This window comes from Nocardioides sp. Z13_37 (assembly GCF_058355585.1).
Genome location: NZ_JBZGDV010000005.1, coordinates 35,108 through 61,246, shown reverse-complemented (window position 1 = coordinate 61,246; position 26,139 = coordinate 35,108). Strand labels below are relative to the sequence as shown.

The following is a 26,139-nucleotide window of genomic DNA, read 5'->3' as shown; positions in this document are numbered from 1 at the left end:
ACGAGAGCTTGCGCGCCGGGATCCTCAGTCGAGGACGCCCGGGGCCACGTCGTCGTCGCCGAGCCAGTCCTGGTCGTAGACCAGGCTGTCGCGCTCGGCGGTCTGGTCGCGGTCGCCCTTGCGGCCACCGCGTCCGGAGGCGCCACCGGCGCCTGCGCCCGCACCGCGGGCCCCGCTCGACCCCCGCCCGCCGGAGCGGGAGCCGGTGGTCGAGCCTGCCGCCGCGCCGCGGCTGCCTGCCGATCCTGCGCCGCGCGCACCTGCCGAGCCTGCCGAGCCAGCGCCCCGTGCGCCCGCCGAGCCGGCACCACGAGCGGTCGAGCCGGTCGACCCCGCGCCGCGAGCCGCCGAGCTGGAGGTGCCGCGCGAGGTGGGGCTTCCCGCGGTCGCACCGGCGCGTCCTGCCGCGCCGGCGGCGGAGCCGCCGGGACGGGACAGCGCACCGGCGCTGCCGCTGCGACCGGTGGCCCCGATCGGACGGGTGGTCGCGGCACCGGAGGAGGACACCGAGCCGGCACGGACGCCGCCCATCGCGCCGCTGGCGCCGCCCGCGGCCCCGGCTGCGCCCATCGCCGCGGCGCTGACGCCGCCCGTGCCCGCTCCGGCCGCGCCCGCCGCGCCGGACGCCGCCACCTGTGCGCCGCCGGGGGTGTAGGTCACCCCGCCCTGCGACGAGCCCGCCACCGTGGTGGTCTCGCCCGGCACGTGTCCCGGGTAGGTCGGGGTCGTGCCCGGCGGGGTCGTGCCCGGCGGGGTGTGGGTCGGCGGAGTCGGCTCGGTGGTGGGCGGGGTCGGGGTGGGCGTGGGCGTCGGGGTGGGCGTCGGGGTGGGGGTCGGGGTGGGGGTCGGGGTGGGGGTAGGCGTCGGGTTCCAGGTGCCCGGCGGGTTGCCGTTGGCGGGACCCTCGGGCGTCGCCGGGACTCCCGGCGCCTTGGTGCCCGGCAGGTAGGGACCCGACGGACCGGTCGGGACGTTGGGCGGCGGCTCGGTCGGGTCGGTCTGTCCGTGGATGTCCTTCATCGGTGGGATCGCACCGATGAAGGCCGCGTCGAGCTCCTTGGTGAGCGCGAGTGCCTTGGCCTCCTGCTTGTCGTACTCCGCCTGCCAGGTCGAGCGGGCGTTGGCCCGTGCGTTGGACGCGGCCGCCTGCGCCTGCAGCTCCTCCTTGGTCGGCTCGACGCCGGGCGTGCCCGGGGGAGCCTGGTAGGCAGGGGGCTTCTCGCCGAGGTCGGCCATGTTGTCGCGCGTGGTCCGGGTGTCCTCGAGCTGGAGTCCCACCTGGCGCAGGGCCTCGCCGGCCGCGGCGAGCTGCTCGGACTTCGCGATCATCGAGGTCGCCGACTGCTCCATCCCGGCGCGCAGGGCCGGACCGGTGAGGGTCGACTCGCCGATGCGGAGCTCTGCCTGCTTCGCGGCGTTCTTGAGGGCGTCGCCCAGGACCTTCAGGTCGGCGGCCTTCTCCTTCCAGGCGGCGCCGGCGCTCTTGATCCGGCCCTCGGCCGCGGAGTCGAGGTAGGTGTCGAGAACCTGACGGTGGGGTCCCTTGGTCATGGTCTCAGTCCTCCTCGGTGGGCAGGGTGCACTGGTCGGAGCCGAAGTCGGGTGCGGCCACGCAGCTCGTCGACGTCTGGATCAGCTGCATCGTGGCGGCGGTCTGCTCCGTCGTGGTCTCCATGTCCTTGCGGAAGGCATCCACCGACTCGCCCATCCCGCGCAGCCCGGCCGCGACCTTCTTGAGCTCGTCGGCGACGGCCTGGTGGGCCATCTCGGTGTTGGTGCCGAGGCGGTACCCACCTGTGTAGGACTGGCCGAACGACGTGCTCGGGACGGGCAGGATCGGCTTGCTCTCGACGCCCTCGGCGGCCTTGTCGAAGGAGGCCATCAACGAGGAGATCGTGTCGGGGTCGATGTTGAGCCCCACCATGGTCTGGTTGAGCAGTTCACGGTCTTCCAACGGCAGCATGATCTGTCCCTTCCCCCTTGTCGCAGAACCAAAACCACCCTATGCGGGAGAACTGCGCCGCGAGGCATCCTGCCTCGAAAGGCCGTGCCTCCAGCCTCAGGACGGGTCCGCCTGCCCGATAGGCTCCCGCGCATGACGTCTCGGGGAGAGCGGGTCCGCGTGGTGGCGGCGTGCGCCGGTCTGGTCGCGCTCCTCGTCAGCGGGTGCCAGTCCACGGAGGACGGCCCGGGCGCCGACCCGGCCAGCGGCTCGTCCCCCTCGTCGTCCACGTCGTCGTCCCCGTCGTCGACCCCGACCCCGACCACGACGAGCACGGTCGTGGAGCCGGCGGACGGTCCCCGGATCAAGGTCCCCGGCGCCAGCATGCACGGCTTGGCGACCTACACCCGCAACAGCGACTTCGGCATCGTGCAGGGCTTCCGCGACGGCCAGAGCGGCGTGACGCTGGCGCCCGCGCTGACCGACGCGGCCTCGCTCGACGCGTTCGCGAAGGAGTGGATCCGCCAGCACGACGGCCCGAAGGTCCAGGTCCGCCAGGACGACGCCGTGGCAGGCGGCAAGTACACCGCGTGGCACGTCGTCGACGAGACGACGGACCCGCAGTACCGCGTGCACACCTTCGGGGTGATGTTCCTCGACTCCGCGTGGACCATCACCATCCGGCACAACCTCGACGGCGTGCCGCAGCCGCTGACCGACGACGAGATGCAGGGTGTCCTCGACGGCCTGCTCGCCAGCTTCAAGACCGACCTGGACTGAGCGGGAGCCGGTGCTGTCCGGGTCCCGGTGAGGACCCGACGACACCCGAGGTGGTTGCATCTGTGGGGTCGGCGTCGCAGCGTTCGCGCCGCCCCACACGCAGAGGAGGAACATCGATGCAGCAGGTCCAGGCCGTCGTCGCGCTCGCCAAGGGTGAGCCGGTGCAGCTCACCACCATCAACGTCCCCGACCCCGGCCCGGGCGAGGCGGTGGTGAAGATCCAGGCCTGCGGGGTGTGCCACACCGACCTGCACTACCGCGAAGGCGGGATCAACGACGACTTCCCCTTCCTGCTCGGCCACGAGGCCGCCGGCATCGTGGAGTCGGTCGGTCCGGACGTCACGAGCGTCGAGCCGGGCGACTTCGTCGTCCTCAACTGGCGCGCGGTGTGCGGCGAGTGCCGCGCCTGCAACCGCGGCGAGCCGTGGTACTGCTTCGCCACCCACAACGCCACCCAGAAGATGACGCTCGCCGAGGGCGACCTCGCCGGCACCGAGCTGTCGCCGGCGCTGGGCATCGGCGCGTTCGCCGAGAAGACGCTGGTCGCCGCCGGGCAGTGCACGAAGGTCGACCCCTCGGCGCGTCCTGCCGCCGTCGGCCTGCTCGGGTGCGGCGTGATGGCCGGCCTGGGCGCTGCCATCAACACCGGCAACGTGACCCGCGGCTCCACCGTCGCCGTCATCGGCTGCGGCGGCGTCGGTGCCGCGGCGATCGCGGGCGCTGCGCTCGCCGGCGCGTCCCGGATCATCGCCGTCGACATCGACGACCGCAAGCTCGAGATCGCGCGCTCGATGGGCGCCACGCACACGGTGAACTCCGCGGAGGTCGACGCCGTGACGGCCATCCGCGAGCTGACCCCGCCGCAGGACGACACGGGCCACGAGGGTGGCGCCGACGTCGTGATCGACGCGGTCGGCCGACCCGAGACCTGGAAGCAGGCCTTCTACGCACGCGACCTGGCCGGCACCGTCGTCCTCGTCGGCGTGCCCACGCCGGACATGACGATCCCCGAGATCCCGCTCATCGACGTCTTCGGCCGGGGCGGCTCGCTCAAGTCCTCCTGGTACGGCGACTGCCTGCCCTCGCGCGACTTCCCGATGCTGGTCGACCTCTACCAGCAGGGCCGGCTCGACCTCGACGCCTTCGTGACCGAGGAGATCGGCATCGGCGACGTCGAGGCGGCGTTCGAGAAGATGCACCACGCCCCCGACGGGCAGAGCGTCCTCCGCTCGGTGGTGGTGCTCTGATGACCGGGCCGCGTGGCGTGCGGGTCGACCACGGCGTGGTCTCGGGCACGTTCTCACTCGACGGTGAGACCTACGACGTCGACAACAACGTGTGGGTGATCGGCGACGACGAGCAGTGCCTCGTCATCGACGCACCGCACGACGTCGACGCGATCCTCGAGGTCGTCGGCGGGCGGACCGTGAAGGCGATCGTGTGCACGCACGCGCACGACGACCACGTGCGGGTGGCGCCGGAGCTGCGCCGCCGCACCGGGGCGCCGGTGCTGCTGCACCCCGACGACCGTCCGCTGTGGGAGCTCACCCACGGAGGCGACGAGGAGGGCGCCGAGCTCTGGGACGTCGACCTCGCCGACGGCCAGACGCTCACGATCGGCGGGGCGGCGGTCACGGTGATCCACACGCCGGGCCACGCCCCCGGCGCGGTGTGCCTCTACGTCCACGACCTCGGCTGCGTCTTCACCGGCGACACGCTCTTCCAGGGCGGACCCGGGGCGACCGGTCGGTCCTACTCCGACGAGGACCTGATCAAGGAGTCCATCCGGTCGCGGCTCCTCGAGCTGCCCGACGAGACGGTCGTGCACACCGGGCACGGACCCGACACCACCATCGGGGCCGAGCGGGAGGGGCTCGCCGGCTGAGGTCCGGCGCCGCCGGCAGGGGTCCGGCGCCGCCGGGGGTCAGGCGGCCCGCCACTGCTGCCGGCGGGCCTGCCTCACCTCGTCGAGGTGCTCTGCCTCGGCCACCAGCTGGTGGGATGCCGGATGGTCGACGGGTGTGCCGAAGAAGTGTCGCCGGACCCAGCGCCAGTAGGGCGAGGTGTGGTGCAGCACGAGCGGGTCCTTCCGGGCGCGCGAGGCCCGGCGCCACCGCGCGGGCTCGGACGTGCACTCGAGCCCGCGCGGGACGTACCACCCGGTGGCCCTCAGGTCGACGTGCGCCGGGTAGCGCCGACCGCCCCGGTCGCGCGCCCCGTCGTCGCGCATCGGCTCGACCACCTCACCGCTCTCGGTGTCGTGGACGGTGCTGCCCAGCCCGGCGAGGCCGAGCAGGTGCTGCATCATGCTCACCCTCGGGCTCGTGCGGCCGGTCTCCCACCTCGCGACGACCGACTGGGACACCCCGATCAGGGCCGCCAGCCCGCGCTGCGACACGTCCAGGATCCGCCTGATGCGGCGCACGAGCCCGGGCACCCCGCCGTCGAACGGGCCCATCAGGTACCACTCCACCTCCTCCTCGGTCCACTGGCACTCGGGGTCCCACTCGTCCATCGTCCGCATCACTCAGCCCCTTCCATCGGTCGTGGACGTCCTCTCGCCCTCGGTCCTGCCATCCCAGTCGTAGGCACCGACAACCGGCGACCGCTCCTCCACAGGCCAGGTCCGTCCACCCTGCGCCCCCTGCCGCACTGGCACCTGAGTCGCGGGGAGACTCAGTCGCCAAGGCGGCGCGGGTGGGTGTGCGGGGCCGCCTCCGCGGGGCCGACCTGACACCTGAGTCGCGGAGAGACTCAGGTGCCAGTGCCGGGGAGGGTGGGGGAGCGAGGAGCGGGCGGGCGCCCCAGGGCGTGCCACCATGGCCGGATGCGCTCGCGTCCGGCAACCCGTCTGGCGAGCCTCGGTGTCACCCTCGCCCTGGCCGCCTCGCTGGCCGCCTGCGACGGGGCGGGTCCGGGGGAGGACGAGGAGCGCTCTGCCGGGAGCCCGGCTGCGACGAGCACGCCCCCGGTGCCACCGACCGCCTCCGAGGAGCTCGGGCTGGTGGAGGGCTGGGGGCCGGACCGGGCCGAGCTCGACCGGGCGGCGCGGATCGTCGGCCGGATGCGCCTGCCCGACCTCGCCGGACAGGTGATCGTCGCCGACTGGGCCGGGACGGCGGCGCCCGTGCGGATGGTGCGCGACCTCCACCTCGGCGGGGTCATCGCCTTCAGCGCCAACGTCGCCTCCGCCGCCCAGGTGAGGTCGGTCAACCGGACGCTCACCCGGCAGGTCCCCCGGACGTGGCCGCTCTTCCTCGGCGTCGACCAGGAGGGTGGGGTCGTCGAGCGGCTGCGCGGTGCCGCGACACGCTTTCCTGCCTTCATGAGCACCGGCGCCGCGGACGACGCCTCGCTGACCGAGCAGGCGTACGCCGCCGCCGCGGCGGAGCTGCGCGGGCTCGGGTTCACCGCCGACTTCGCGCCGGTCGCCGACGTCACCTCCGGGCCGGGCGACCCGACGATCGGGTCGCGCTCGGCCTCGTCGCGACCGGTCAGCGTGGCCGAGCAGGTCGTCGCGACCGCCGACGGGTTCAGCTCGGCCGGCGTGCTGCCGGTGATCAAGCACTTCCCGGGCCACGGGTCGGTGCCCGCCGACAGCCACCTCAGCCTGCCGGTGCAGACGAAGTCGCTGGCCGAGCTGAGGGGCACCGACCTCGTCCCCTTCGCGCGCAGCGTCGAGGCCGGGCTGCCCGCGGTCATGGTGGGGCACCTCGACGTGCGCGCCGTGGACCCGCGCGTCCCGTCGTCGCTGTCGCGCAAGGTCGTCACCGGCCTGCTGCGCGGCGATCTCGGGTTCGAAGGGCTCGTGGTCACCGACTCGCTCCAGATGGCCGCGGTGACGCGCGGCCGCGACCCGGGGCGGACCGCCGTGCAGGCGATGCGCGCCGGCTCCGACGTCCTGCTCATGCCACCGTCGCCGGCCACCGCCCGGGCCGCGCTGGTCCGCGCCGTCCGCCGCGACGACCTGCCCCGCCGGCGCCTGGAACAGGCGGCGGCACGGCAGATCGCCCTGCTGAGGCACCTCGCCGACGTGGGAGCCGAAGGGGGCGGGGAAGCGCCCCCCAGCACCGCGCGGGCCGCCTCACGACGCCTGTCGGCCGCCGCGGTGACCCTCACCGACGGGGCGTGCTCGGGACGTCTGGTCGGCGACACGGTGCACGCGTACGGAGACGCGAGCGCGGTGGGCGCGTTCACCACGGCCGCGCGGGCAGCGGGCATCACGGTGCTGGCGCGCCGCTCGCCGCCGGCCGCGCTGGCCACCGCGGAGCCGCGCCCGGAGCGCAGGAAGAAGGAGCGCAAGCGCTCCTTCAGGAAACGGGTGCGCGCCTGGAAGGCGGCCGAGGCGAGGCGCACGAAGCGGCTCGACGCCTGGACCGCCCGCGAGGACGCCCGCCTCGCGGCGGGCACGCAGGTGGGCTTCACCGGCTACCGCGACGCCCCCGTCGACGGTGAGGTCGCGGTGGCCACCGACAGCCCGTGGGTGCTCGGCCGCGTGAGTGCCCCGACGCGGCTGGCCACCTACGGGGACACACCCGCGGCGATGGAGGTGCTGGTCGACGTGCTGACCGGCACGCAGCCCGCGAAGGGCCGGTTGCCGGTGGTGGTGCAGGGCGTGGCGCGCGAGGGCTGCTGAGCCCGCCCGCCGCCTGGCACCTGGCTCAGAACGGCTGGACGAGCAGGGCGGTGCCCTGCCCCGACACGCGCGTGAGCACCAGCGTGGCCTCGTCGTCGCCCTTGAGGGCCAGCCGCTTGCGCAGCTCCTCGGGCACGACCTGCACCCCGCGCTTCTTGATCGTCAGCCGCCCGATGCCGCGCTCCTGCAGGGCCGCCCGCAGCTGCTTCTCGCGGTAGGGGAGGTGCTCGACCACCCGGTAGCTGCGCGCGAACGGCGTGTGGAACGACGCGTCGCTGGTGACGTAGGCGATGTGCGGGTCGACCAGCCCGCCCCCGACGCCGGCGGCGACCGCGGTGACCAGCCCGGCGCGGATGACGGCGCCGTCGGGCTCGTAGAGGAACGCGCCGACCTCCCGGACCTCGGTGCCGGCCTCGCCCTCGGCGGGCGAGTCCTCGTCGGTGAGGCTGGCGAGCCCGCCGTCACCGATGACGGTGGCGCGACGGCCGGTGGTGGCCAGGTCGGGGGACCACAGCACGGCCTCCTTGACGTCGCCGGCGTCGCTGACCCACTCGGCCTCCACGCCCGCGGGCACGAGGTCGTGGTCGATGCCGGGCGCGACCTTGACGAGCGCGCGGCGCTGCAGCAGGTCGAGCACCCACGACCAGGGCGGGGTCCACCCCTCGACGTCGAAGATCCGGCCGCGGCCCCCGCGTCGCGCGGGGTCGGCGAAGGCGACGTCGAACGCCCGCGGGTCGATCGCGGTGGCGTCGCCCACCTGGACGGCTCCGGGGAGGCCGAGGGCCTCGAGGTTGGCCCGCGCCATCGCCACCCGGACCGGGTCCTGGTCGATGCCGCCCGCGACCAGCCCGGCCCGGGCGAAGGCGAGGAGGTCGCCGCCGATGCCACAGCCCAGGTCGACGACGCTGCCGCCGGGGATCGCGGCGGCGAGCCGGGCCGCCCGGTGGTCGGCGACCCGCGCCCGCGTCGCCTGCTCGAGCGCGTCCGGGGTGAAGAACATGTGCTGGGCGGCGTCGCCGAACTTCGCGATGGCCCGCTCCCGCAGCTGCGCCTGGGTCGTGGCCGCGGCCGCCTTCTCGGGGTCGGGCTCGAGGCGGCGGACCGCGGCGGTGACCCGCACCGGGTCGCCCCGGTGGTCGGCCCACGCCTGCGTGGCGGTGGCGAGCAGACGGGCGCCGTCGGGCGTGCGCAACCAGTCCAGCGTCTCGATCTCCACCCCGTCATCCTGTCAGCGGCGGGACCGGCTAGCACTCGTGCGGGCAGAGTGCTAGCGTCTGCATTGGCACTCTCGCCTTGAGAATGCCAACGCTCGTGAGCCAGGCACGACCCCCGCGACGGCGTGCCGCGGTCCGCGAGCCCACGTCCTGGGAGCCCCGGGCAGAAATTGGTCCGGGCTCCTGAAGATCTCTTGTTTTGAGAAAGTGGAGGTTGATCCGAAGTGTCGGTCAACATCAAGCCCCTCGAGGACCGCATCGTCGTCCAGACCCTCGAAGCCGAGCAGACCACCGCCTCCGGCCTGGTCATCCCGGACACGGCCAAGGAGAAGCCCCAGGAGGGCGAGGTCGTGGCGATCGGTCCCGGTCGCATCGACGACAACGGCAACCGCGTCCCGCTCGACGTCGCCGTGGGTGACAAGGTCATCTACAGCAAGTACGGCGGCACCGAGGTCAAGTACGCCGGCCAGGAGTACCTGATCCTGTCTGCCCGCGACATCCTCGCCGTCGTCTCCTGATTCCCCTTCGCCCGGCACGTCATGGCTGCCGGTCGCTCCGGCGACCAGCGGCCATGACGTCCGGGCGAACCCCTTTCACCTGTTCCTAGGAGCACAGCAATGCCCAAGATCCTGGAGTTCGACGAGAACGCCCGCCGCGCCCTCGAGCGCGGTGTCGACGCCCTCGCCAACGCCGTCAAGGTGACGCTCGGCCCCAAGGGCCGCTACGTCGTCCTCGACAAGAAGTGGGGCGCCCCCACCATCACCAACGACGGCGTGACCGTCGCTCGCGAGATCGAGCTCGACGACCCGTTTGAGAACCTCGGTGCCCAGCTCACCAAGGAGGTGGCCACCAAGACCAACGACATCGCCGGTGACGGCACCACCACCGCCACCGTCCTGGCCCAGGCCATGGTCCACGAGGGCCTGCGCGCCGTCGCGGCCGGCGCCAACCCGATGGGCCTCAAGCGTGGCATGGACGCCGCGGCCGAGGCCGTCGGCGACGCGCTGCGCGAGGCCGCCCGCGAGGTCGAGACCCGCGAGGACATGGCGTCCGTCGCGACCATCTCCAGCCGCGACAGCCACATCGGCGACCTGCTCGCCCAGGCCTTCGACAAGGTCGGCAAGGACGGCGTGATCACGGTCGAGGAGTCCAACACCATGGGCACCGACCTCGAGTTCACCGAGGGCATGCAGTTCGACAAGGGCTACATCTCGGCCTACTTCGTCACCGACCCGGAGTCGATGGAGACCGTCCTCGACGACCCCTACATCCTGCTCCACCAGGGCAAGATCTCCGCGATCCAGGAGCTGCTCCCGCTGCTGGAGAAGGTCATCGGCACCGGCAAGCCGCTCTTCATCCTCGCCGAGGACGTCGAGGGCGAGGCGCTGTCGACGCTGGTCGTCAACAAGATCCGCGGCACCTTCAACGTCGCCGCGGTGAAGAGCCCGGCCTTCGGCGACCGCCGCAAGGCGATGATGCAGGACATCGCGATCCTGACCGGCGGCCAGGTCGTCGCCCCCGAGGTCGGCCTCAAGCTCGACCAGGTGGGCCTCGAGGTCCTCGGCCAGGCGCGTCGCGTGGTCATCACCAAGGACCACACCACGATCGTCGACGGCGCCGGCGACAGCACCGCTGTCGAGGGCCGCGTCAACCAGATCAAGGCCGAGATCGAGAACACCGACTCCGACTGGGACCGCGAGAAGCTCCAGGAGCGCCTCGCCAAGCTCGCCGGTGGTGTCTGCGTGATCCGCGTCGGCGCCGCCACCGAGGTGGAGCTGAAGGAGAAGAAGCACCGCATCGAGGACGCCGTCTCCGCGACGCGCGCCGCGATCGAGGAGGGCATCGTCCCCGGCGGTGGCTCCGCGCTCATCCACGCCGTGTCGGTGCTCGAGGACAACCTCGGCCTGACCGGCGACGAGGCCGCCGGTGTCCGCGTGGTCCGCAAGGCCGCCGACGAGCCGCTGCGCTGGATCGCCGAGAACGGCGGCATCAACGGCTACGTCGTGACCACCAAGGTCCGCGAGCTCGGTGTCGGCAACGGCTACAACGCCGCGACCGAGGAGTACGGCGACCTGGTCGCCCAGGGCGTCCTCGACCCGGTCAAGGTCACCCGCTCGGCGCTGGTCAACGCGACCTCGATCGCCGCCATGCTGCTCACGACGGAGACGCTCATCGTGGACAAGCCCGAGGAGGAGGAGCCGGCCGCCGCCGGACAGGGTCACGGCCACGGCCACTGATCCACCTCGTCCCACCTGCACGACCCGACAGGCCCGCACCGGACTCCGGTGCGGGCCTGTCGCCGTCCCCGGGCCGGGCCGGCCCAGAGGGTCAGTGACCCCAGATCGTGCGGAAGGGCGTCGTGCAGTCGACGTCGAGGCGGATCGGCTCGACGGTGTTGAGCCGGTAGACCCGGTAGCGGTCGCACGCGGTGCCCACGAACTCGTACTTGCGGATCAGCGACCGCTCGACGGGCCGGGTGCCCTGCTCGTCCCACGCGTTGATGTGCGCCGCCTCGACGAACCACGTGGGTGGGTTCGGCCCGGTCAGCACCGCCCGGAGCTGCGCGAGGTCCGGGTCGCGCGTGCGCATCGGCAGCGACCAGAGGTACGGGTAGGGCGACGGGGCGCCGCTCGCCCACTGGATGTCGGCCCGGCCGCCGTAGACCAGCACCCGGTCGCCGGGCCGCGCGGCCGCGGCGATCGCCTCGCCCGTGCGCACCTCGACCGGCACCCGGCCGCGCACCCACGCGCCCGTCCAGACCAGGAGCGCGACCACGCTGGAGACGACCAGGACGCCCACGGTCACCGGCGTCGCCCAGCGCCGCACCCGATCGTCGACCTGGTCGTCGGCCTGGTCGTGGGCGGCCAGGGCGGCCACGGCGAGCACGAGGCCGGGGATGGGCACGAAGAGGTACGGCGCCCAGAAGCTCCCGCTCAGCGCGACCCCGAGCAGATCGGCCCCGATCGTCGCCGCGATCGCGACGACCACCACCGGGTCGCGCCGCAGCAGCCCGCGCAGGCGCAGGGCGAGCAGCACGAGCACGAGCACCATGCCCGTGCCGACGAACACGAGAAGCACGTCCACGCCGCGGCTCACCGTGGCGGGGGAGTCCTGCGCGGCGAGGACCTGGCTGGCGTCGGAGCGGAACGTCACGACCGTGTACCAGAGCTCGTCCAGGCGTACGCCCGCCCCGACCGCCCAGACCACGACACCCGCCACCGGGACCGCCGCGCCCGCGACGGCGGACGCCGCGCACCGCAGCCCGGCGCGCGCGTCGAGCCGCCCGGCCACCAGCGACCCGACGAGCAGCACGGCCCCGAACACCAGGCCGCCGACGATGCTCTGCTTCATCCCGACCGCGAGCATCGCCAGCAGGCCCGCGAGGAACGCGTCGCGGCTCGACACGCGGCGCACGGCCCGCAGGGCGAGCCAGCACGAGCCCATCACCAGCGGGATGCCGAAGAGCTCGCCCTTGGCGCCGACGGGATCGATGTCGGCGTTGCTGACGAGCGCGGCCGCCGCCACAGCCGTCCAGCCGGCCACCCGCCGCACGGCGGACGGGTCGCGCACCCCCGCCCGGGCCGCCACCTCGCGGGCGGCGGCCGCCGCGGCCAGCACGAGCAGCGCGCACCCGACGGCACCCACCAGCCGGTGGGCGTACGCCCCCCCGACCGCGTCGACGGCCCGCATCAACGCGATGACCACCGGCGGCCGGTCGACCCAGTAGCGGCCGTAGACCGAGTCGGCCTCGGGCTGCCAGCTCTCGGCCACCATGAGGAAGCCCGCCTCGTCGGGGCGCAGAGGCCAGAGCAGCGAGGGGAACCGCGCGAGGAAGGCCAGCGCAGCCGCCGCCCAGACCATGCGCCCCGAGCGCCACGTGTCTCCCCCCACGCCCACACTGTCCCAGAGTCGTCGCCCCCGCCCGTAGAATGGAGGTGTGGAGATCCCGGAGAAGTTCGCTGCGCTCGGCCTCACCTACGACGACGTGCTGCTGCTGCCGGGGGAGTCCGACCTCGCCCCGAGCGACATCGACACCACGACGCGGCTCACCCGCGAGATCTCCATCCGGGTGCCGCTCATCAGCGCCGCGATGGACACCGTGACCGAGGCGCGGATGGCGATCGCGATGGCCCGCGAGGGCGGCATCGGCGTGCTCCACCGCAACCTCTCGATCGACGACCAGGCCCGGCAGGTCGACCTGGTCAAGCGCACCCAGACGGGCATCATCTCCAACCCCGTCACCATCGGCCCCGAGGCGACGCTCGAGGAGCTCGACCGCATCTGTGGCGAGTACCGCGTCTCGGGCCTGCCCGTGGTCGACCTCGACAACCGGCTGCTCGGCATCATCACCAACCGCGACCTGCGCTTCACCCCGGTGGCGGAGTGGGCGACCACCAAGGTCGACGAGGTGATGACGCGCGAGGGCCTGATCACCGGCCACGTCGGCATCTCCCGCGACGAGGCCACCACGCTGCTGCGGGCCCACAAGCGCGAGCGGCTGCCGCTCGTCGACGACGACGGCCGACTCGGCGGGCTCATCACGGTCAAGGACTTCGTCAAGGGCGAGCAGTTCCCCCACGCGTCCTACGACGCCGACGGCCGGCTGCTGGTCGGCGCGGCCATCGGCTACTTCGGCGACGCCTGGGAGCGCGCCACCACCCTGGTCGAGGCCGGCGTCGACGTGCTCGTCGCCGACACCGCGCACGGGCACGTGCACCTGCTGCTCGACATGGTGCGTCGCCTCAAGTCCGACCCGGCGACCAAGCACGTCCAGGTCATCGGCGGCAACGTCGCCACCCGCGAGGGCGCCCAGGCGTTCGTCGACGCAGGCGCCGACGCCGTCAAGGTCGGTGTGGGACCCGGCTCCATCTGCACCACCCGGGTCGTCACCGGCGTCGGCGTCCCCCAGGTGACCGCGGTCTACGAGGCGTCGCTGGCCACCAAGCCGGCCGGCGTGCCGCTGATCGCCGACGGCGGCATGAAGCACTCCGGCGAGATCGCCAAGGCGCTGGTCGCCGGCGCCGACGCGGTCATGGTCGGCTCGATGCTGGCCGGCTGCGAGGAGTCGCCCGGCGACGTCGTCTTCGTCAACGGCAAGCAGTTCAAGTCCTACCGCGGCATGGGCTCGCTCGGCGCGATGAGCAGCCGCGGCAAGAAGTCCTACTCCAAGGACCGCTACTTCCAGGCCGAGGTCGCCAGCGACGACAAGATCGTCCCGGAGGGCATCGAGGGCCAGGTCGCCTACCGCGGCCCGCTGTCCGCGGTCGCGCACCAGCTCGTCGGCGGGCTCACCCAGTCGATGTTCTACGTCGGCGCCCGCACGATCCCCGAGCTGCAGGACAAGGGCCGCTTCGTGCGCATCACCTCGGCCTCGCTCAAGGAGAGCCACCCCCACGGCGTGCAGATGACCGTCGAGGCGCCCAACTACACCGGCGCCTGAACGCGTCCCTCCCGGCCCTTCCGCAAAGCGGTCGTGCGGGCTTACGTTGGCTCGCGTCAGGGGATCGGGCCCCACGACGACGATGTGATCCATCGCCCTTGGGCGCTCGATCCCGATTTCTCTCGGGAGGAGCGCTTCAGTGCGCAGAAATTTCCTGGTCGCGACCGGCTGTGCCGGGCTGCTGGCCGTCGTCACCCCAGCCCTGTCCGTCGCCGCACCAGCCGGCGACGACACCGTCACGCCGTCGCAGCAGGAGGCCCTCGACCTGGGCATCCAGGTGGCCCCCAAGGACTCCGACGCCGCCGCGCTGACGGCCCGGACCAACCCCAACCCCTACCTGGCCAACCTGCCCGACCTCACCGACGCCAACTACTTCGCCTGGAACAAGGTGATGCACGAGCGCGCCGAGCGGCGTGCCGACTCCGCCAAGCTGGCGGCCAACCGCCGCGCCGCCTTCGGCGCCAAGGCCGGCGCCGTCAACGCCCGCGCGGTGCCCACCCCCTTCGTCCACGACGAGGAGGAGCCCGCCGGCCGGTCGGGGTCCAACGACACCCACCCCAACGCCGAGCCGATCCCCGGCTTCGGCACGGCGGCGGCCCGCATGCCCGCCGTACGCATCCTGGGCGAGCTCGCCGCCCCTGCGGCGGTCACCCCGCGCACGGTGACCACCACCGAGGACCAGGGCTCCATCCCGCTCGCCACGTCCACCGGCATCGCCGGCAACGGCGCGTCGGTCACCGACTCGGTGCTCGGTGACGGCCCCCACGGCCCGGTCGCCTCGGGCGGCTCGGGCAGCAACGACTTCGACTTCTACTCCGTCCAGGTCGGGGCCGGCGAGACGTTGACGGCCAACACCGAGGGCAGCGCCGCCGGCACCGACACGATCCTCGTCGTCTGGGCCGCCGACGGCACGCCGCTCGTGGCCGACGACGACAGCGGCACGGGCCTGCTCAGCTCGCTGTCCTACAAGCCCGAGACGGCCGGCACCTACTACGTGATGGTCGGCGGCTACGCCTTCGACCCGCTCCCGGCCGACCCGTTCGACTCCGGCAGCGGGGCCGGCGGTGCCGACACCGGCGCCTACCGCGTCTCGATCGCGAGCCGCACGCTCGACGCCGACTTCTACTCCCTGCGGCTGCGCCCGGGCGACGTCATCGGCTCCAGCGCGCAGGGCGGCGCCACCGGTCTCAAGGTGCGTACGCCCTCGGGCGAGGAGCGCGTGGGAGGCGTGGGCACGGACGCCTCGTCGCTCTACCCGCCCACCTCGCCGCTGATCGGTGGCGGCAACACCACCATCGCCTACGTCGCCGAGGAGGCCGGCTGGTACTCCGTGCAGGTCAGCGGGGGCACCGGCGCCTACGACGTGACGGTGGAGGGCTACCGCCCCGGCACCCAGGGTGACCGCGGCCGCCAGCAGACGGTCCTGCTCGACTTCGCGCCCGGCCGGGTCAACACCGGCACCTGGGGCGGCCCCGGCACGCGCTCGGTGTCGCCGTTCTCCTCGTTCGTCCCGCTGTGGGGCATCGCGCGCGCCGACGCGCGCCGCCTGGAGAACCGGATCGTCAACCAGGTCCGTCGCAACCTGCAGGACGAGATCGCCGGCACCAACCCGGCCGTCAACGTGCAGGTGCTCAACGCCCGTGACAACCAGGAGCTGATCGGGCAGGAGAACGTCTCGCGCATCTACATCGCCGGCACGATCGCCGAGACCGGCATCAACACGATCGGCATCGCGCAGTACATCGACCCGGGCAACTTCGGGCACCAGGACGAGGCCATCGTCCTGCTCGACGTGCTGAGCAACCCGGCCGGGCCGGCGTCGTCGCTGAACACCTACATCAACGCCAGCAGCGACCGGTTCACGTTCGTCTCCAACGCGGTGGCCAACGTGACCGCGCACGAGGTCGGGCACACGATCGGCAACTACCACACCGACAACGCCAACGAGATCCACAACATGATGGACTCCGGCGGTGCCAACTTCGGGCAGAACCTCTACGGGGTCGGCCCGGACAACGTGGGCGGCACGGCCGACGACGAGAACATCCAGTTCCAGACCGACACCTACTCGCCGGTCGAGGGCTTCACCGGCCTCGAGGACACCGAGAACGTGACCTCCTGGGCCTACGCGGGTCGCTGACCCGCAGCGCACCGATCGGCGGCGCGGTCGTCCCCACCCGGGGCGGCCGCGCCGTCGTACGTCCGGCGCGGGATCGCCGATAGGCTGGCCCGGTGAGCGAGATCGAGATCGGCCGAGCGAAGCGCGGACGCCGCGCCTACTCCTTCGACGACATCGCGATCGTGCCCTCGCGGCGCACGCGCGACCCCGAGGAGGTCAGCACCGCCTGGCAGATCGACGCCTACCGCTTCGACATCCCCGTCCTGGCGGCGCCGATGGACTCGGTGATGTCGCCCTCCACCGCCATCGCGCTGGGGCAGATGGGCGGGCTGGGGGTGCTCAACCTCGAGGGCCTGTGGACCCGCTACGACGACCCCAGCGGCCTGCTCGAGGAGGTGGCCGCCCTCCAGGGTCCCGAGGCGACCCGGCGGATGCAGGAGATCTACACCGAGCCGATCAAGCCCGATCTCATCACCGCCCGGCTCGAGGAGGTGCGCGCCGCGGGCGTGCCCGTCGCGGGCTCCCTGTCGCCGCAGCGCACCAAGGACCACGTCAAGGCGGTCGTCGACGCCGGCGTCGACATGTTCGTCATCCGCGGCACCACCGTCTCCGCCGAGCACGTGAGCAGCAAGTCCGAGCCGCTCAACCTCAAGGAGTTCATCTACGAGCTCGACGTCCCCGTCATCGTCGGCGGGTGCGCGACCTACCAGGCCGCGCTGCACCTCATGCGCACCGGCGCCGCCGGCGTCCTGGTGGGCTTCGGCGGCGGGGCGGCCCACACCACCCGCACCGTCCTCGGCGTCGCGGTGCCGATGGCCAGCGCGGTCGCCGACGTCGCCGCGGCCCGCCGCGACTACCTCGACGAGTCGGGCGGGCGCTACGTCCACGTCATCGCCGACGGCTCCATCGGCAGCTCGGGCGACATCGCCAAGGCGATCGCCTGCGGTGCCGACGCCGTGATGATCGGCTCCCCGCTGGCCCGCGCGAGCGAGGCCCCCGGCCTCGGCTTCCACTGGGGGAGCGAGGCCACCCACGCCGAGCTGCCCCGCGGGCAGCGGGTCGGCTTCGAGCCCGTCGGGTCGCTGCACGAGATCATGTTCGGCCCCTCGCGCGTCGCCGACGGCACGATGAACCTGATCGGCGCCCTGCGCCGGGCGATGGCGACCACCGGCTACACCGAGCTCAAGGAGTTCCAGCGCATCGAGGTCGTCGTCCAGCACTGACCCGTTCGGTGGCGCCTGCGACACTGGAACCATGCCGCTCGCCAAGGCCCTCGACGCCGACCAGCGTGCCGACGCGCTCGACCAGCTCGGCTCGGGCGAGCTCGACGTGCTGGTCGTGGGCGGAGGGATCGTCGGCGTCGGAGCCGCGCTCGACGCGGTGACGCGCGGGCTCAAGGTCGGCCTGGTCGAGCAGCGCGACCTCGCCTCGGGCACCTCGTCGCGCTCCTCCAAGCTGGTGCACGGCGGGCTGCGCTACCTGGAGATGTTCGACTTCGCGCTGGTCAAGGAGGCGCTCGAGGAGCGCGGTCTCCTGCTCACCCGGCTCGCGCCCCACCTCGTGCGGCCGGTGCCGTTCCTCTACCCCCTCGAGCACGCGTGGGAGCGGCCCTACGTCGGCGCCGGCGTCGCGCTCTACGACGCCATGGCGATGGCCGGCAAGTACGACATGGGCGTGCCGAAGCACAAGCACGTCTTCCGCAGGCAGCTGGCGCGGATCGCGCCCGACGTGCGCACCGACGACCTGCACGGCGCGATCCGCTACTACGACTGCCAGGTCGACGACGCGCGGCTGGTGATGACCATCGCCCGGACCGCCGCCAACAACGGCGCCCACGTGGCGACGCGGACCAAGGTGACCGGATTCCTGCGCGACGGCGAGGGCGACGACGCCCGCGTGGTCGGCGTACGCGCCCGCGACCTCGAGGGCCAGCGCGACCTCGAGATCCGGGCCCGGGTGGTGATCAACGCCGCCGGCGTGTGGACCGACGAGGTGCAGGACCTGCTCGGCGGCCGGGCGCAGCTCGACGTCGACGCCAGCAAGGGCATCCACGTGGTCGTGCCCAAGGACCGGATCCGGTCCGAGTGCGGCTTCATCACCAAGACCGAGAAGTCGGTGCTCTTCATCATCCCGTGGGACCAGTTCTGGATCATCGGCACCACCGACACCGCGTGGGACCTCGACCTGGCCCACCCCGCGGCGAGCAAGAGCGACATCGACTACCTGCTCGAGCACGCCAACCGCCTGCTCAAGGACCCCCTCGACCACCGCGACGTCGTCGGCGTCTACGCCGGGCTCCGCCCGCTGCTCAAGCCGATGCGCAAGGACGGCGAGATGGGGGAGACCACCAAGCTCTCCCGCGAGCACACGGTCGCCAACCCCGTGCCGGGCCTCGTGCTCGTCGCGGGCGGCAAGCTCACCACCTACCGGGTGATGGCCCGCGACGCCGTCGACCACGCGATCCGCGACTTCGACACCACCCCCGCCTCGATCACCGACCGGGTGCCGCTGATGGGGGCGTGGGGTCACGAGGCGCGCACCAACCAGCGCGTGGCCCTCAGCCGTGCGTCGGGCCTGGCCGTCGGGGTGGTGGACCACCTGCTCGGCCGCTACGGCGGCCTGGTCGACGAGCTGCTGGCGCTCATCCACCAGCGGCCCGAGCTGGGCGAGCCGCTGCCGGGTGCCGAGCACTACCTGCGCGCGGAGGTGCTCTACGCCGTGACCCACGAGGGCGCGCGCCACCTCGACGACGTGCTGGCCCGGCGTACGCGCGTGTCGATCGAGACCTTCGACCGTGGGATCGGGGCCGCCCGTCCGGCCGCGGAGCTGATGGCCGAGGCGCTCGGCTGGGACCGGGCCCAGCTCGACGACGAGGTCGACCACTACCTGCGGCGCGTCGAGGCGGAGCGGCAGAGCCAGCTCATGCCGACCGACCAGGAGGCCGACGAGGCGCGGGTCAAGGCGCCCGACATCGTCTGAGCAGTCGGGCTGAGACGTCGGGCGACGTCGGGAGGCGGCACGTCCCGACGCGGAAGTGACCGACCAGTAGCGGGCGCTTCGGGGGGCGATCTACGCTTCAGGGATGACCGAGCAGACGCCCGCCCGCGGCCCCGTCACCGAGGGCCCGGCGGACCCCGAGCACGACGCCACCGCCACCTACGGCCTCGACCGCTCCTACGTCGCCAGCCTGACCCGGCGCCTGGTCAGCACGACCGGGGAGACGGCCGCCGTGGTGTCCCCGATCGGCGGCACGCCGCTGGCGCACGTGCCCCGGTCGAGCCCGGCCGACGTGGCCGAGGCCTTCGCCCGCGCCCGCCGCGCGCAGGTGTCCTGGGCGGCCACCTCCATCGACGAGCGGGCCGCGGCACTGCTGCGGCTGCACGACCTGCTGCTCGACCGGCAGGAGGAGCTCATCGACCTCGTCGTGTGGGAGTCGGGCAAGGCCCGCAAGGACGCCTACCTCGAGGTCGCGCACCTCGCGCTGACCGCGCGCTACTACGCGCGCACCGCCCACGAGCACCTCGACACCCGGCGGGTGGCCGGCATGTTCCCGCTGCTGACCCGGGCCGAGGTCAATCGGGTGCCCAAGGGCGTCGTCGGCATCATCTCGCCGTGGAACTACCCCCTCACGATGGCGCTGTGCGACGGCATCCCGGCCCTCCTCGCCGGCAACGCGGTCGTGTCCAAGCCCGACGCGCAGACCGTGCTGACCGCCCTCCTCGCCGCCCAGCTGCTCGAGGAGGCGGGCTTCCCGCCCGAGACCTGGCAGGTCGTCGCGGGTCCCGGCGCGGAGGTCGGCGGCGCGATCGTCGCCCACGCCGACTACGTCTGCTTCACCGGCTCCACGGCCACCGGGCGGATCATCGCCAAGGGGTGCGCCGAGCGGCTCATCGGCTGCTCGCTCGAGCTCGGCGGCAAGAACCCGATGCTCGTGCTCCGTGACGCCGACGTGCACCGCGCCGCGGAGGGCGCCACCCGCGCCGTCTTCTCCAACGCCGGCCAGCTGTGCGTGTCGATGGAGCGGCTCTTCGTCGCCGACCAGGTCTACGACCGCTTCGTCGACGCGTTCGTCGGGCGCACCGAGGCGATGACCCTCGGCGCCAGCCAGGACTGGTCGGTCGACATCGGCTCACTGATCTCCCAGGCGCAGCTCGACACCGTGACCGCCCACGTCGAGGACGCCGTCGCCAAGGGCGCCCGGGTGCTGACCGGGGGCCGGCACCGCCCCGACCTCGGCCCCTTCGTCTTCGAGCCCACCATCCTCGAGGGCGTCACCGCCGACATGACCTGCTTCGGCAAGGAGACCTTCGGCCCGGTCGTCTCGCTCTACCGCTTCCACGGCGAGGACGAGGCCGTGGAGCGCGCCAACGACGGCACCTACGGCCTCAACGCCTCGGTGTGGACCCGCGACACCGCCCGCGGGCGGGCGATCGCGCGGCGCATCGCCTGCGGCACGGTCAACGTCAACGAGGCCTACGGCGCGACGTTCGGCTCGCTCGGGGCGCCGATGGGCGGCATGCGCGAGTCGGGCCTCGGCCGCCGTCAGGGCGCCGAGGGCATCCACCGCTACACCGAGGCGCAGTCGGTCGGGACGCAGCGGCTGGTGCCGATCGCGCCGATGTTCGGCATGTCGGAGGAGACCAACGCCACGGTGATGACGCTCGCGCTGCGCCTGCTGAACAAGCTCGGCCGCGCATGAGCACCACGCCGGTCACCCACTACGACGTCGTCGTCGTGGGGTCCGGCTTCGGAGGCTCGGTCACGGCCCTGCGGCTGACCGAGAAGGGCCACCGGGTCGGCGTGCTGGAGGCGGGCGCCCGCTTCGCCGACGACGACTTCCCGGCGACGTCGTTCGACGCCAGGCGGTGGCTGTTCGCCCCCGCCGCCGGGATGTACGGCATCCAGCGCATCGACATGGTCAAGGACTGCCTGATCCTGGCCGGGGCCGGTGTGGGCGGCGGGTCGCTGGTCTACGCCAACACGCTCTACGAGCCGCTCGACGCGTTCTACACCGACCCGTCGTGGGCACGGATCACCGACTGGCGCAGCGAGCTCGCCCCCTACTACGACCAGGCCAAGCGGATGCTGGGCGTGGTGGAGAACCCCCTCCACACGCCCTCCGACGAGGTGATGCAGCAGGTCGCCGAGGACATGGGCGTCGGCCACACCTTCCGCCACACCCCGGTCGGGGTGTTCTTCGGCGGCCCCGACGCAGCGCCCGGCGAGGAGGTGGCCGACCCGTTCTTCGGGGGAGCCGGGCCGGCCCGCAACGCCTGCCTCAACTGCGGCGAGTGCATGACCGGCTGCCGCCACAACGCCAAGAACACGCTGGTCAAGAACTACCTCCACCTCGCCGAGCAGGCGGGTGCCGTCGTCCACCCGCTGACCACCGTGACGCGCGTACGCCCCCGCGACGGCGGCGGCTACGAGGTCACCGCGCGGTGGACCAAGGCCAAGCTGTCGCGTCGCACGGCCACCCGCACGTTCACCGCCGACCAGGTGGTGTTCGCCGCGGCGTCGCTCGGCACCCAGAAGCTGCTGCACCGGCTCAAGGGCGAGGGGCACCTGCCGCACATCAGCGACCGGCTCGGCGTGCTGACCCGCACCAACTCCGAGGCGATCCTGGGCGCCGTGGCGCGCGACCGCTCGGTCGACTACACCCGCGGCGTGGCGATCACGTCGTCGTTCCACCCCGACGAGGTGACCCACGTCGAGCCGGTGCGCTACGGCCGCGGCTCCAACGCGATGGCGCTGCTGCAGTCCGTGCTGGCCGAGGAGGTGCCGGGCACGTCGCGGGTGCGCACCTGGCTGCGCGAGCTGTGGGCCCAGCGCCGCCACGCGCTCGAGTTCTACGACTTCAAGCACTGGTCCGAGCGCGCCGTCATCGCGCTGGTGATGCAGTCGCTCGACAACTCGATCACCACCGTCGGCGTCCGCGGCCGCTTCGGGTGGCGGATGAGCAGCAGGCAGGGCCACGGCGCTCCCAACCCCACCTACATCCCGGTCGGCCACGAGGCCGTGCGCCGGGTCGCCGACCTCATCGGGGGCACGCCCGGGGGCACCATCGGCGAGCCGTTCAACCGCCCGATGACCGCGCACTTCATCGGCGGCTGCACCATCGGCGACTCCCCGATGACCGGGGTGGTCGACCCGTGGCAGCGGCTCTACGGCCACGACGGCCTGCACGTCGTCGACGGGTCGGCCATCTCGGCCAACCTGGGCGTCAACCCGTCGCTGACGATCACCGCCCAGGCCGAGCGCGCGATGGCGTTCTGGCCCAACAAGGGGGAGGCCGACCCGCGGCCGGCCCTGGGCTCGGCCTATCGCCGCCTCGCCCCCGTCGAGCCGAAGAACCCGGTGGTCCCCGAGGCCGCCCCCGGCGCCCTGCGCCTGCCCATCGTGGGCGTCAGCTGACTCCTCCGTAACCCGCACCCGAGGGCGTCGTTGGGCGGGGTACGGAGTCCGGCAGCACGCTCCCTCCCAAGGGCCGGGCTCCGAAGCTCCAGGGCCCGGTCACCCTCCCTCCCCGATCGGGCCCTGGAGCGACTCCCGGGGGCCCGCGCCGATAGACTTCACGCGTGACGCAGCCTGGAGAGCACGACCTGGTCCTCGTCGTCGACTTCGGGGCGCAGTACGCCCAGCTCATCGCGCGGCGGGTCCGCGAGGCGCGGGTCTACTCCGAGATCGTGCCGCACACGATGCCGGTCGCCGAGATGCTGGCGCGCAAGCCCAAGGCGATCATCCTGTCCGGCGGCCCGGCGAGCGTCTACTCCGACGGCGCACCCGGCATCGACGACGACGTCTTCACGGCCGGCGTCCCGGTGTTCGGCATGTGCTACGGCTTCCAGCTCATGGCCAAGGGCCTCGGCGGCGAGGTCGCCCACACCGGGGCGCGCGAGTACGGACGTACGCCGGTCAGCGTCAGCGAGCCGGGCACCCTCCTCGAGGGCATCCCCGCCGAGCACCGGGTCTGGATGTCGCACGGCGACTCCGTCGCCCGGGCGCCCGAGGGCTTCACCGTGCTGGCCTCGACCGCCGACACCCCTGTGGCCGCCTTCGAGGACGTCGGCCGCGGCCTCGCCGGTGTGCAGTGGCACCCGGAGGTGCTGCACTCCGAGCACGGCCAGAAGGTGCTCGAGCACTTCCTGCACCACATCGCCGGCGCCCGCCAGACCTGGACGATGCTCAACATCGCCGAGGAGCAGATCGAGCGGGTGCGCGAGCAGATCGGCGACACCGGAGTGGCGATCTGCGGCCTGTCCGGCGGCGTCGACTCCGCCGTGGCAGCGGCCATCGTGCAGCGCGCGATCGGCGACCGGCTCCACTGCGTCTTCGTCGACCACGGCCTGCTCCGCGAGGGCGAGGCCGAGCAGGTGGAGCGCGACTTCGTCGCCGCCACCGGCGTCAACCTCCACGTCCACGACGCGCGCGAGACGTTCCTCTCCGCCCTCGCCGGCGTCACCGACCCGGAGGAGAAGCGCAAGATCATCGGCCGCGAGTTCATCCGCGCCTTCGAGGCCGCCGAGGTGCAGGTGCTGGGCGAGGCGGCCGAGTCCGGCGACAAGGTCGGCTTCCTCGTGCAGGGCACCCTCTACCCCGACGTGGTCGAGTCTGGCGGCGGCGCCGGCACCTCCAACATCAAGTCGCACCACAACGTCGGCGGCCTGCCCGAGGACCTCGAGTTCGAGCTCGTCGAGCCGCTGCGCACCCTCTTCAAGGACGAGGTGCGCCTCGTCGGCGAGCAGCTCGGCCTGCCGGCCGACATGGTCTGGCGCCAGCCCTTCCCCGGCCCCGGTCTCGGCATCCGCATCATCGGCGAGGTGACCGCCGAGCGCCTCGACATCCTGCGCCGCGCCGACGCGATCGCCCGCCAGGAGCTGACCCGGGCCGGCATGGACCGCGACATCTGGCAGATGCCGGTCGTGCTGCTCGCCGACGTCCGCTCGGTCGGCGTCCAGGGCGACGGCCGCACCTACGGCCACCCCGTCGTGATCCGCCCGGTCACCTCCGAGGACGCGATGACCGCCGACTGGGCCCGCCTGCCCTACGAGGTGATGGAGCGCATCTCCACCCGCATCACCAACGAGGTGGCCGAGGTCAACCGGGTCACGCTCGACATCACCTCCAAGCCCCCGGGCACCATCGAGTGGGAGTGAGGCCAGCGCCTCGGTGACGGCACGAGCCGTGCTCCCCAGGACCTTCCGCGGGGTGGTCGCGCGGAGCCGCGCGCGGGTCTAGGTTGCTGAGGGCCGCACTGGATCACCGCCGACACTCGGGAGGCACCCGTGTCCGACACCCTGATCGACGCCAACTGGCTCGACTACCTCCTGGTCGCGATCTACTTCGGCTTCGTCCTCGGCATCGGGGTGATGGCCCGGCGGTCGGTGTCGGACTCGATCGACTTCTTCCTGTCCGGGCGGTCGCTGCCGGCGTGGGTGACCGGCCTGGCGTTCATCTCGGCCAACCTCGGCGCCGTCGAGATCATGGGCATGTCGGCCAACGGCGCCCAGCTGGGCCTGCCGACGTTCCACTACTTCTGGGTCGGGGCCGTCCCGGCGATGCTCTTCCTCGGCGTCGTGATGATGCCGTTCTACTACGGCTCCAAGGTCCGCTCGGTGCCGGAGTTCATGTTCCGGCGCTTCGGGACCGGCGCCCACCTGGTCAACGCGATCAGCTTCGCGGTCGCCCAGCTGCTGATCGCGGGCGTCAACCTCGCGCTGCTGGCGGGCATCGTGCGCGCCCTGCTCGGTTGGCCGATCTGGGTCTCGCTGATCGTGGCCGGCGCGGTGGTGCTGTCGTACATCACCCTGGGCGGCCTGAGCGCGGCGATCTACAACGAGGTGCTGCAGTTCTTCGTCATCGTCGCCTCGCTGACCCCGCTCACGCTGATCGGCCTGCACCGCGTCGGCGGCTGGAGCGGCCTGACCGACAAGATCACCGCGGCCTCGGCGGGCGCGTCGTCGGCGTCCGACGCGCCACCGGCCTCGGAACAGCTGAACGCCTGGCCGGGCCAGGCGCTCTCCGGCTTCGACTCCCCGCTCCTGTCGGTCATCGGCATCGTCTTCGGGCTCGGCTTCGTGCTGTCCTTCGGCTACTGGACGACCAACTTCGTCGAGGTGCAGCGCGCGATGGCCTCCGACTCGATCTCGGCGTCCCGCAAGACCCCGATCATCGGTGCCTTCCCCAAGATGTTCGTGCCGTTCATCGTCATCGTGCCGGGCATGGTCTCGGCCGTCCTGGTCACCGAGATGATCGACCTCAAGAACGGCGGCAGTCCCGAGGGCGGGGCGTCGGGGGAGGGGGTCGCCTACAACGACGCGCTCCTGCTCCTGATGCGCGACGTGCTCCCCAACGGGCTGCTGGGCCTGGCGATCGCCGGCCTGCTCGCGGCGTTCATGGCCGGCATGGCCGCCAACATCTCGGCGTTCAACACCGTGTTCTCCTACGACCTGTGGCAGCGCTACATCCGCAAGAACCACAGCGACGACTACTACCTCCGGATCGGCCGGCTGGCCACCGTGGGCGCGACGGTCATCGCGATCTTCACCGCCCAGATCGCGCTCGGCTACGACAACGTCATGAACTACCTCCAGACGCTGTTCGGGTTCTTCAACGCGCCGCTCTTCGCCACCTTCATCCTGGGCATGTTCTGGAAGCGGATGACCCCGACCGCCGGCTGGGTGGGCCTGGTGGCCGGCACGCTCTCGGCGATCGCGGTCGACCGCACCGCGGCGGCCGGCGTCTTCGAGCTGGCGGGCCAGGGGACGGCGTTCCTCGCTGCGTCGGTCGCCTTCGTGGTCGACATCGTGCTCAGCGTCGTGGTGTCGCTGGTGACCAAGCCCAAACCGGCCGAGGAGCTCCGCGGCCTGGTCTACTCCGAGACGCCCCGCGCTGACCGCACCGACCCGAACGAGGCGTCGTACCCCTGGTACCGGCGCACCGCACCGCTCGCCGGCATCGCGCTCGCGATGGTCATCGTCCTCAACTTCGTCTTCTGAGAGGGAGCGC

At 72.7% G+C, this 26,139-nt stretch carries 19 protein-coding genes; 14 read left to right on the top strand and 5 right to left on the bottom strand.

The genetic code is table 11. The annotated features are described in order from the left end of the window. Nucleotides 1-24 precede the first annotated feature (24 nt). Both AC4H2S_RS13120 and AC4H2S_RS13115 read right to left on the bottom strand, forming a co-directional pair. Complete coding sequence (locus tag AC4H2S_RS13120; protein ID WP_491497431.1) at nucleotides 25-1,551, bottom strand: hypothetical protein; 1,527 nt, start codon at nucleotides 1,549-1,551, stop codon at nucleotides 25-27. A gap of 4 nt (nucleotides 1,552-1,555) precedes the next feature. Then, nucleotides 1,556-1,963, bottom strand: coding sequence for a hypothetical protein (locus AC4H2S_RS13115; protein WP_491497430.1), 408 nt, complete (start codon nucleotides 1,961-1,963; stop codon nucleotides 1,556-1,558). A 132-nt stretch (nucleotides 1,964-2,095) separates the two neighbouring features. On the opposite strand from AC4H2S_RS13115, the gene AC4H2S_RS13110 reads away from it, so the two are divergent. The 3 genes from AC4H2S_RS13110 (at nucleotide 2,096) to AC4H2S_RS13100 (ending at nucleotide 4,607) form a co-directional block, all read left to right on the top strand. Continuing rightward, nucleotides 2,096-2,722, top strand: coding sequence for a hypothetical protein (locus AC4H2S_RS13110; RefSeq protein ID WP_491497429.1), 627 nt, complete (start codon nucleotides 2,096-2,098; stop codon nucleotides 2,720-2,722). 116 nt (nucleotides 2,723-2,838) lie between these two features. Beyond that, entirely contained in the window at nucleotides 2,839-3,969 is a 1,131-nt protein-coding gene (locus tag AC4H2S_RS13105) for an S-(hydroxymethyl)mycothiol dehydrogenase (RefSeq protein WP_491497428.1), read from the top strand. Next, the gene (locus AC4H2S_RS13100) at nucleotides 3,969-4,607 is read left to right on the top strand and encodes an MBL fold metallo-hydrolase (RefSeq protein WP_491497427.1); all 639 of its coding nucleotides are present in this window, start codon (nucleotides 3,969-3,971) and stop codon (nucleotides 4,605-4,607) included. The genes AC4H2S_RS13105 and AC4H2S_RS13100 overlap by 1 nt, the downstream gene beginning before the upstream one ends. 39 nt (nucleotides 4,608-4,646) lie before the next feature. Here the strand turns inward: AC4H2S_RS13100 and AC4H2S_RS13095 are convergent, their stop codons facing one another. After that, a complete protein-coding gene (locus AC4H2S_RS13095; protein ID WP_491497426.1) occupies nucleotides 4,647-5,246 on the bottom strand; it encodes a helix-turn-helix domain-containing protein in 600 nt (199 codons plus the stop codon). Nucleotides 5,247-5,549: 303 nt separating this feature from the next. Here AC4H2S_RS13095 and AC4H2S_RS13090 point away from each other — a divergent pair, with 303 nt between their 5' ends. Then, nucleotides 5,550-7,358: a glycoside hydrolase family 3 N-terminal domain-containing protein gene (locus tag AC4H2S_RS13090; protein WP_491497425.1), complete on the top strand. Its 1,809-nt coding sequence runs from the start codon at nucleotides 5,550-5,552 to the stop codon at nucleotides 7,356-7,358. A gap of 25 nt (nucleotides 7,359-7,383) precedes the next feature. Here AC4H2S_RS13090 and AC4H2S_RS13085 read toward each other — a convergent pair whose 3' ends face one another. Then, on the bottom strand, nucleotides 7,384-8,574 hold the full coding sequence (locus tag AC4H2S_RS13085; RefSeq protein WP_491497424.1) for a class I SAM-dependent methyltransferase: 1,191 nt from the start codon (nucleotides 8,572-8,574) through the stop codon (nucleotides 7,384-7,386). 222 nt (nucleotides 8,575-8,796) lie between these two features. Here AC4H2S_RS13085 and groES point away from each other — a divergent pair, with 222 nt between their 5' ends. Both groES and groL read left to right on the top strand, forming a co-directional pair. Beyond that, nucleotides 8,797-9,090: a co-chaperone GroES gene (gene groES, locus AC4H2S_RS13080; protein ID WP_056605525.1), complete on the top strand. Its 294-nt coding sequence runs from the start codon at nucleotides 8,797-8,799 to the stop codon at nucleotides 9,088-9,090. Between the two features lie 99 nt (nucleotides 9,091-9,189). Beyond that, nucleotides 9,190-10,809, top strand: coding sequence for a chaperonin GroEL (groL, locus tag AC4H2S_RS13075; protein ID WP_491497423.1), 1,620 nt, complete (start codon nucleotides 9,190-9,192; stop codon nucleotides 10,807-10,809). A 91-nt stretch (nucleotides 10,810-10,900) separates the two neighbouring features. On the opposite strand, the gene AC4H2S_RS13070 is transcribed toward groL, so the two are convergent. After that, complete coding sequence (locus AC4H2S_RS13070) at nucleotides 10,901-12,463, bottom strand: hypothetical protein (RefSeq protein WP_491497422.1); 1,563 nt, start codon at nucleotides 12,461-12,463, stop codon at nucleotides 10,901-10,903. 46 nt (nucleotides 12,464-12,509) lie between these two features. Here AC4H2S_RS13070 and guaB point away from each other — a divergent pair, with 46 nt between their 5' ends. The 8 genes from guaB (at nucleotide 12,510) to AC4H2S_RS13030 (ending at nucleotide 26,129) form a co-directional block, all read left to right on the top strand. After that, nucleotides 12,510-14,012: an IMP dehydrogenase gene (gene guaB, locus AC4H2S_RS13065; RefSeq protein ID WP_491497421.1), complete on the top strand. Its 1,503-nt coding sequence runs from the start codon at nucleotides 12,510-12,512 to the stop codon at nucleotides 14,010-14,012. Between the two features lie 139 nt (nucleotides 14,013-14,151). Continuing rightward, nucleotides 14,152-16,152 (top strand): pre-peptidase C-terminal domain-containing protein, encoded by a 2,001-nt coding sequence (locus AC4H2S_RS13060; protein ID WP_491497420.1) that lies wholly within the window; start codon nucleotides 14,152-14,154, stop codon nucleotides 16,150-16,152. Between the two features lie 92 nt (nucleotides 16,153-16,244). Beyond that, nucleotides 16,245-17,354: a GuaB3 family IMP dehydrogenase-related protein gene (locus AC4H2S_RS13055; protein ID WP_491497419.1), complete on the top strand. Its 1,110-nt coding sequence runs from the start codon at nucleotides 16,245-16,247 to the stop codon at nucleotides 17,352-17,354. A gap of 31 nt (nucleotides 17,355-17,385) precedes the next feature. Continuing rightward, on the top strand, nucleotides 17,386-19,110 hold the full coding sequence (locus AC4H2S_RS13050; protein ID WP_491497418.1) for a glycerol-3-phosphate dehydrogenase/oxidase: 1,725 nt from the start codon (nucleotides 17,386-17,388) through the stop codon (nucleotides 19,108-19,110). A 103-nt stretch (nucleotides 19,111-19,213) separates the two neighbouring features. Next, nucleotides 19,214-20,830 (top strand): succinic semialdehyde dehydrogenase, encoded by a 1,617-nt coding sequence (locus AC4H2S_RS13045; protein ID WP_491497417.1) that lies wholly within the window; start codon nucleotides 19,214-19,216, stop codon nucleotides 20,828-20,830. Further along, nucleotides 20,827-22,545, top strand: coding sequence for a GMC oxidoreductase (locus AC4H2S_RS13040; protein ID WP_491497416.1), 1,719 nt, complete (start codon nucleotides 20,827-20,829; stop codon nucleotides 22,543-22,545). The genes AC4H2S_RS13045 and AC4H2S_RS13040 overlap by 4 nt, the downstream gene beginning before the upstream one ends. Nucleotides 22,546-22,709: 164 nt before the next feature. After that, nucleotides 22,710-24,287, top strand: a complete 1,578-nt coding sequence (gene guaA / locus AC4H2S_RS13035) for a glutamine-hydrolyzing GMP synthase (RefSeq protein ID WP_491497415.1) — start codon at nucleotides 22,710-22,712, stop codon at nucleotides 24,285-24,287. 129 nt (nucleotides 24,288-24,416) lie between these two features. Then, complete coding sequence (locus tag AC4H2S_RS13030; RefSeq protein ID WP_491497414.1) at nucleotides 24,417-26,129, top strand: sodium:solute symporter family protein; 1,713 nt, start codon at nucleotides 24,417-24,419, stop codon at nucleotides 26,127-26,129. The last annotated feature ends 10 nt before the right edge of the window (nucleotides 26,130-26,139 follow it).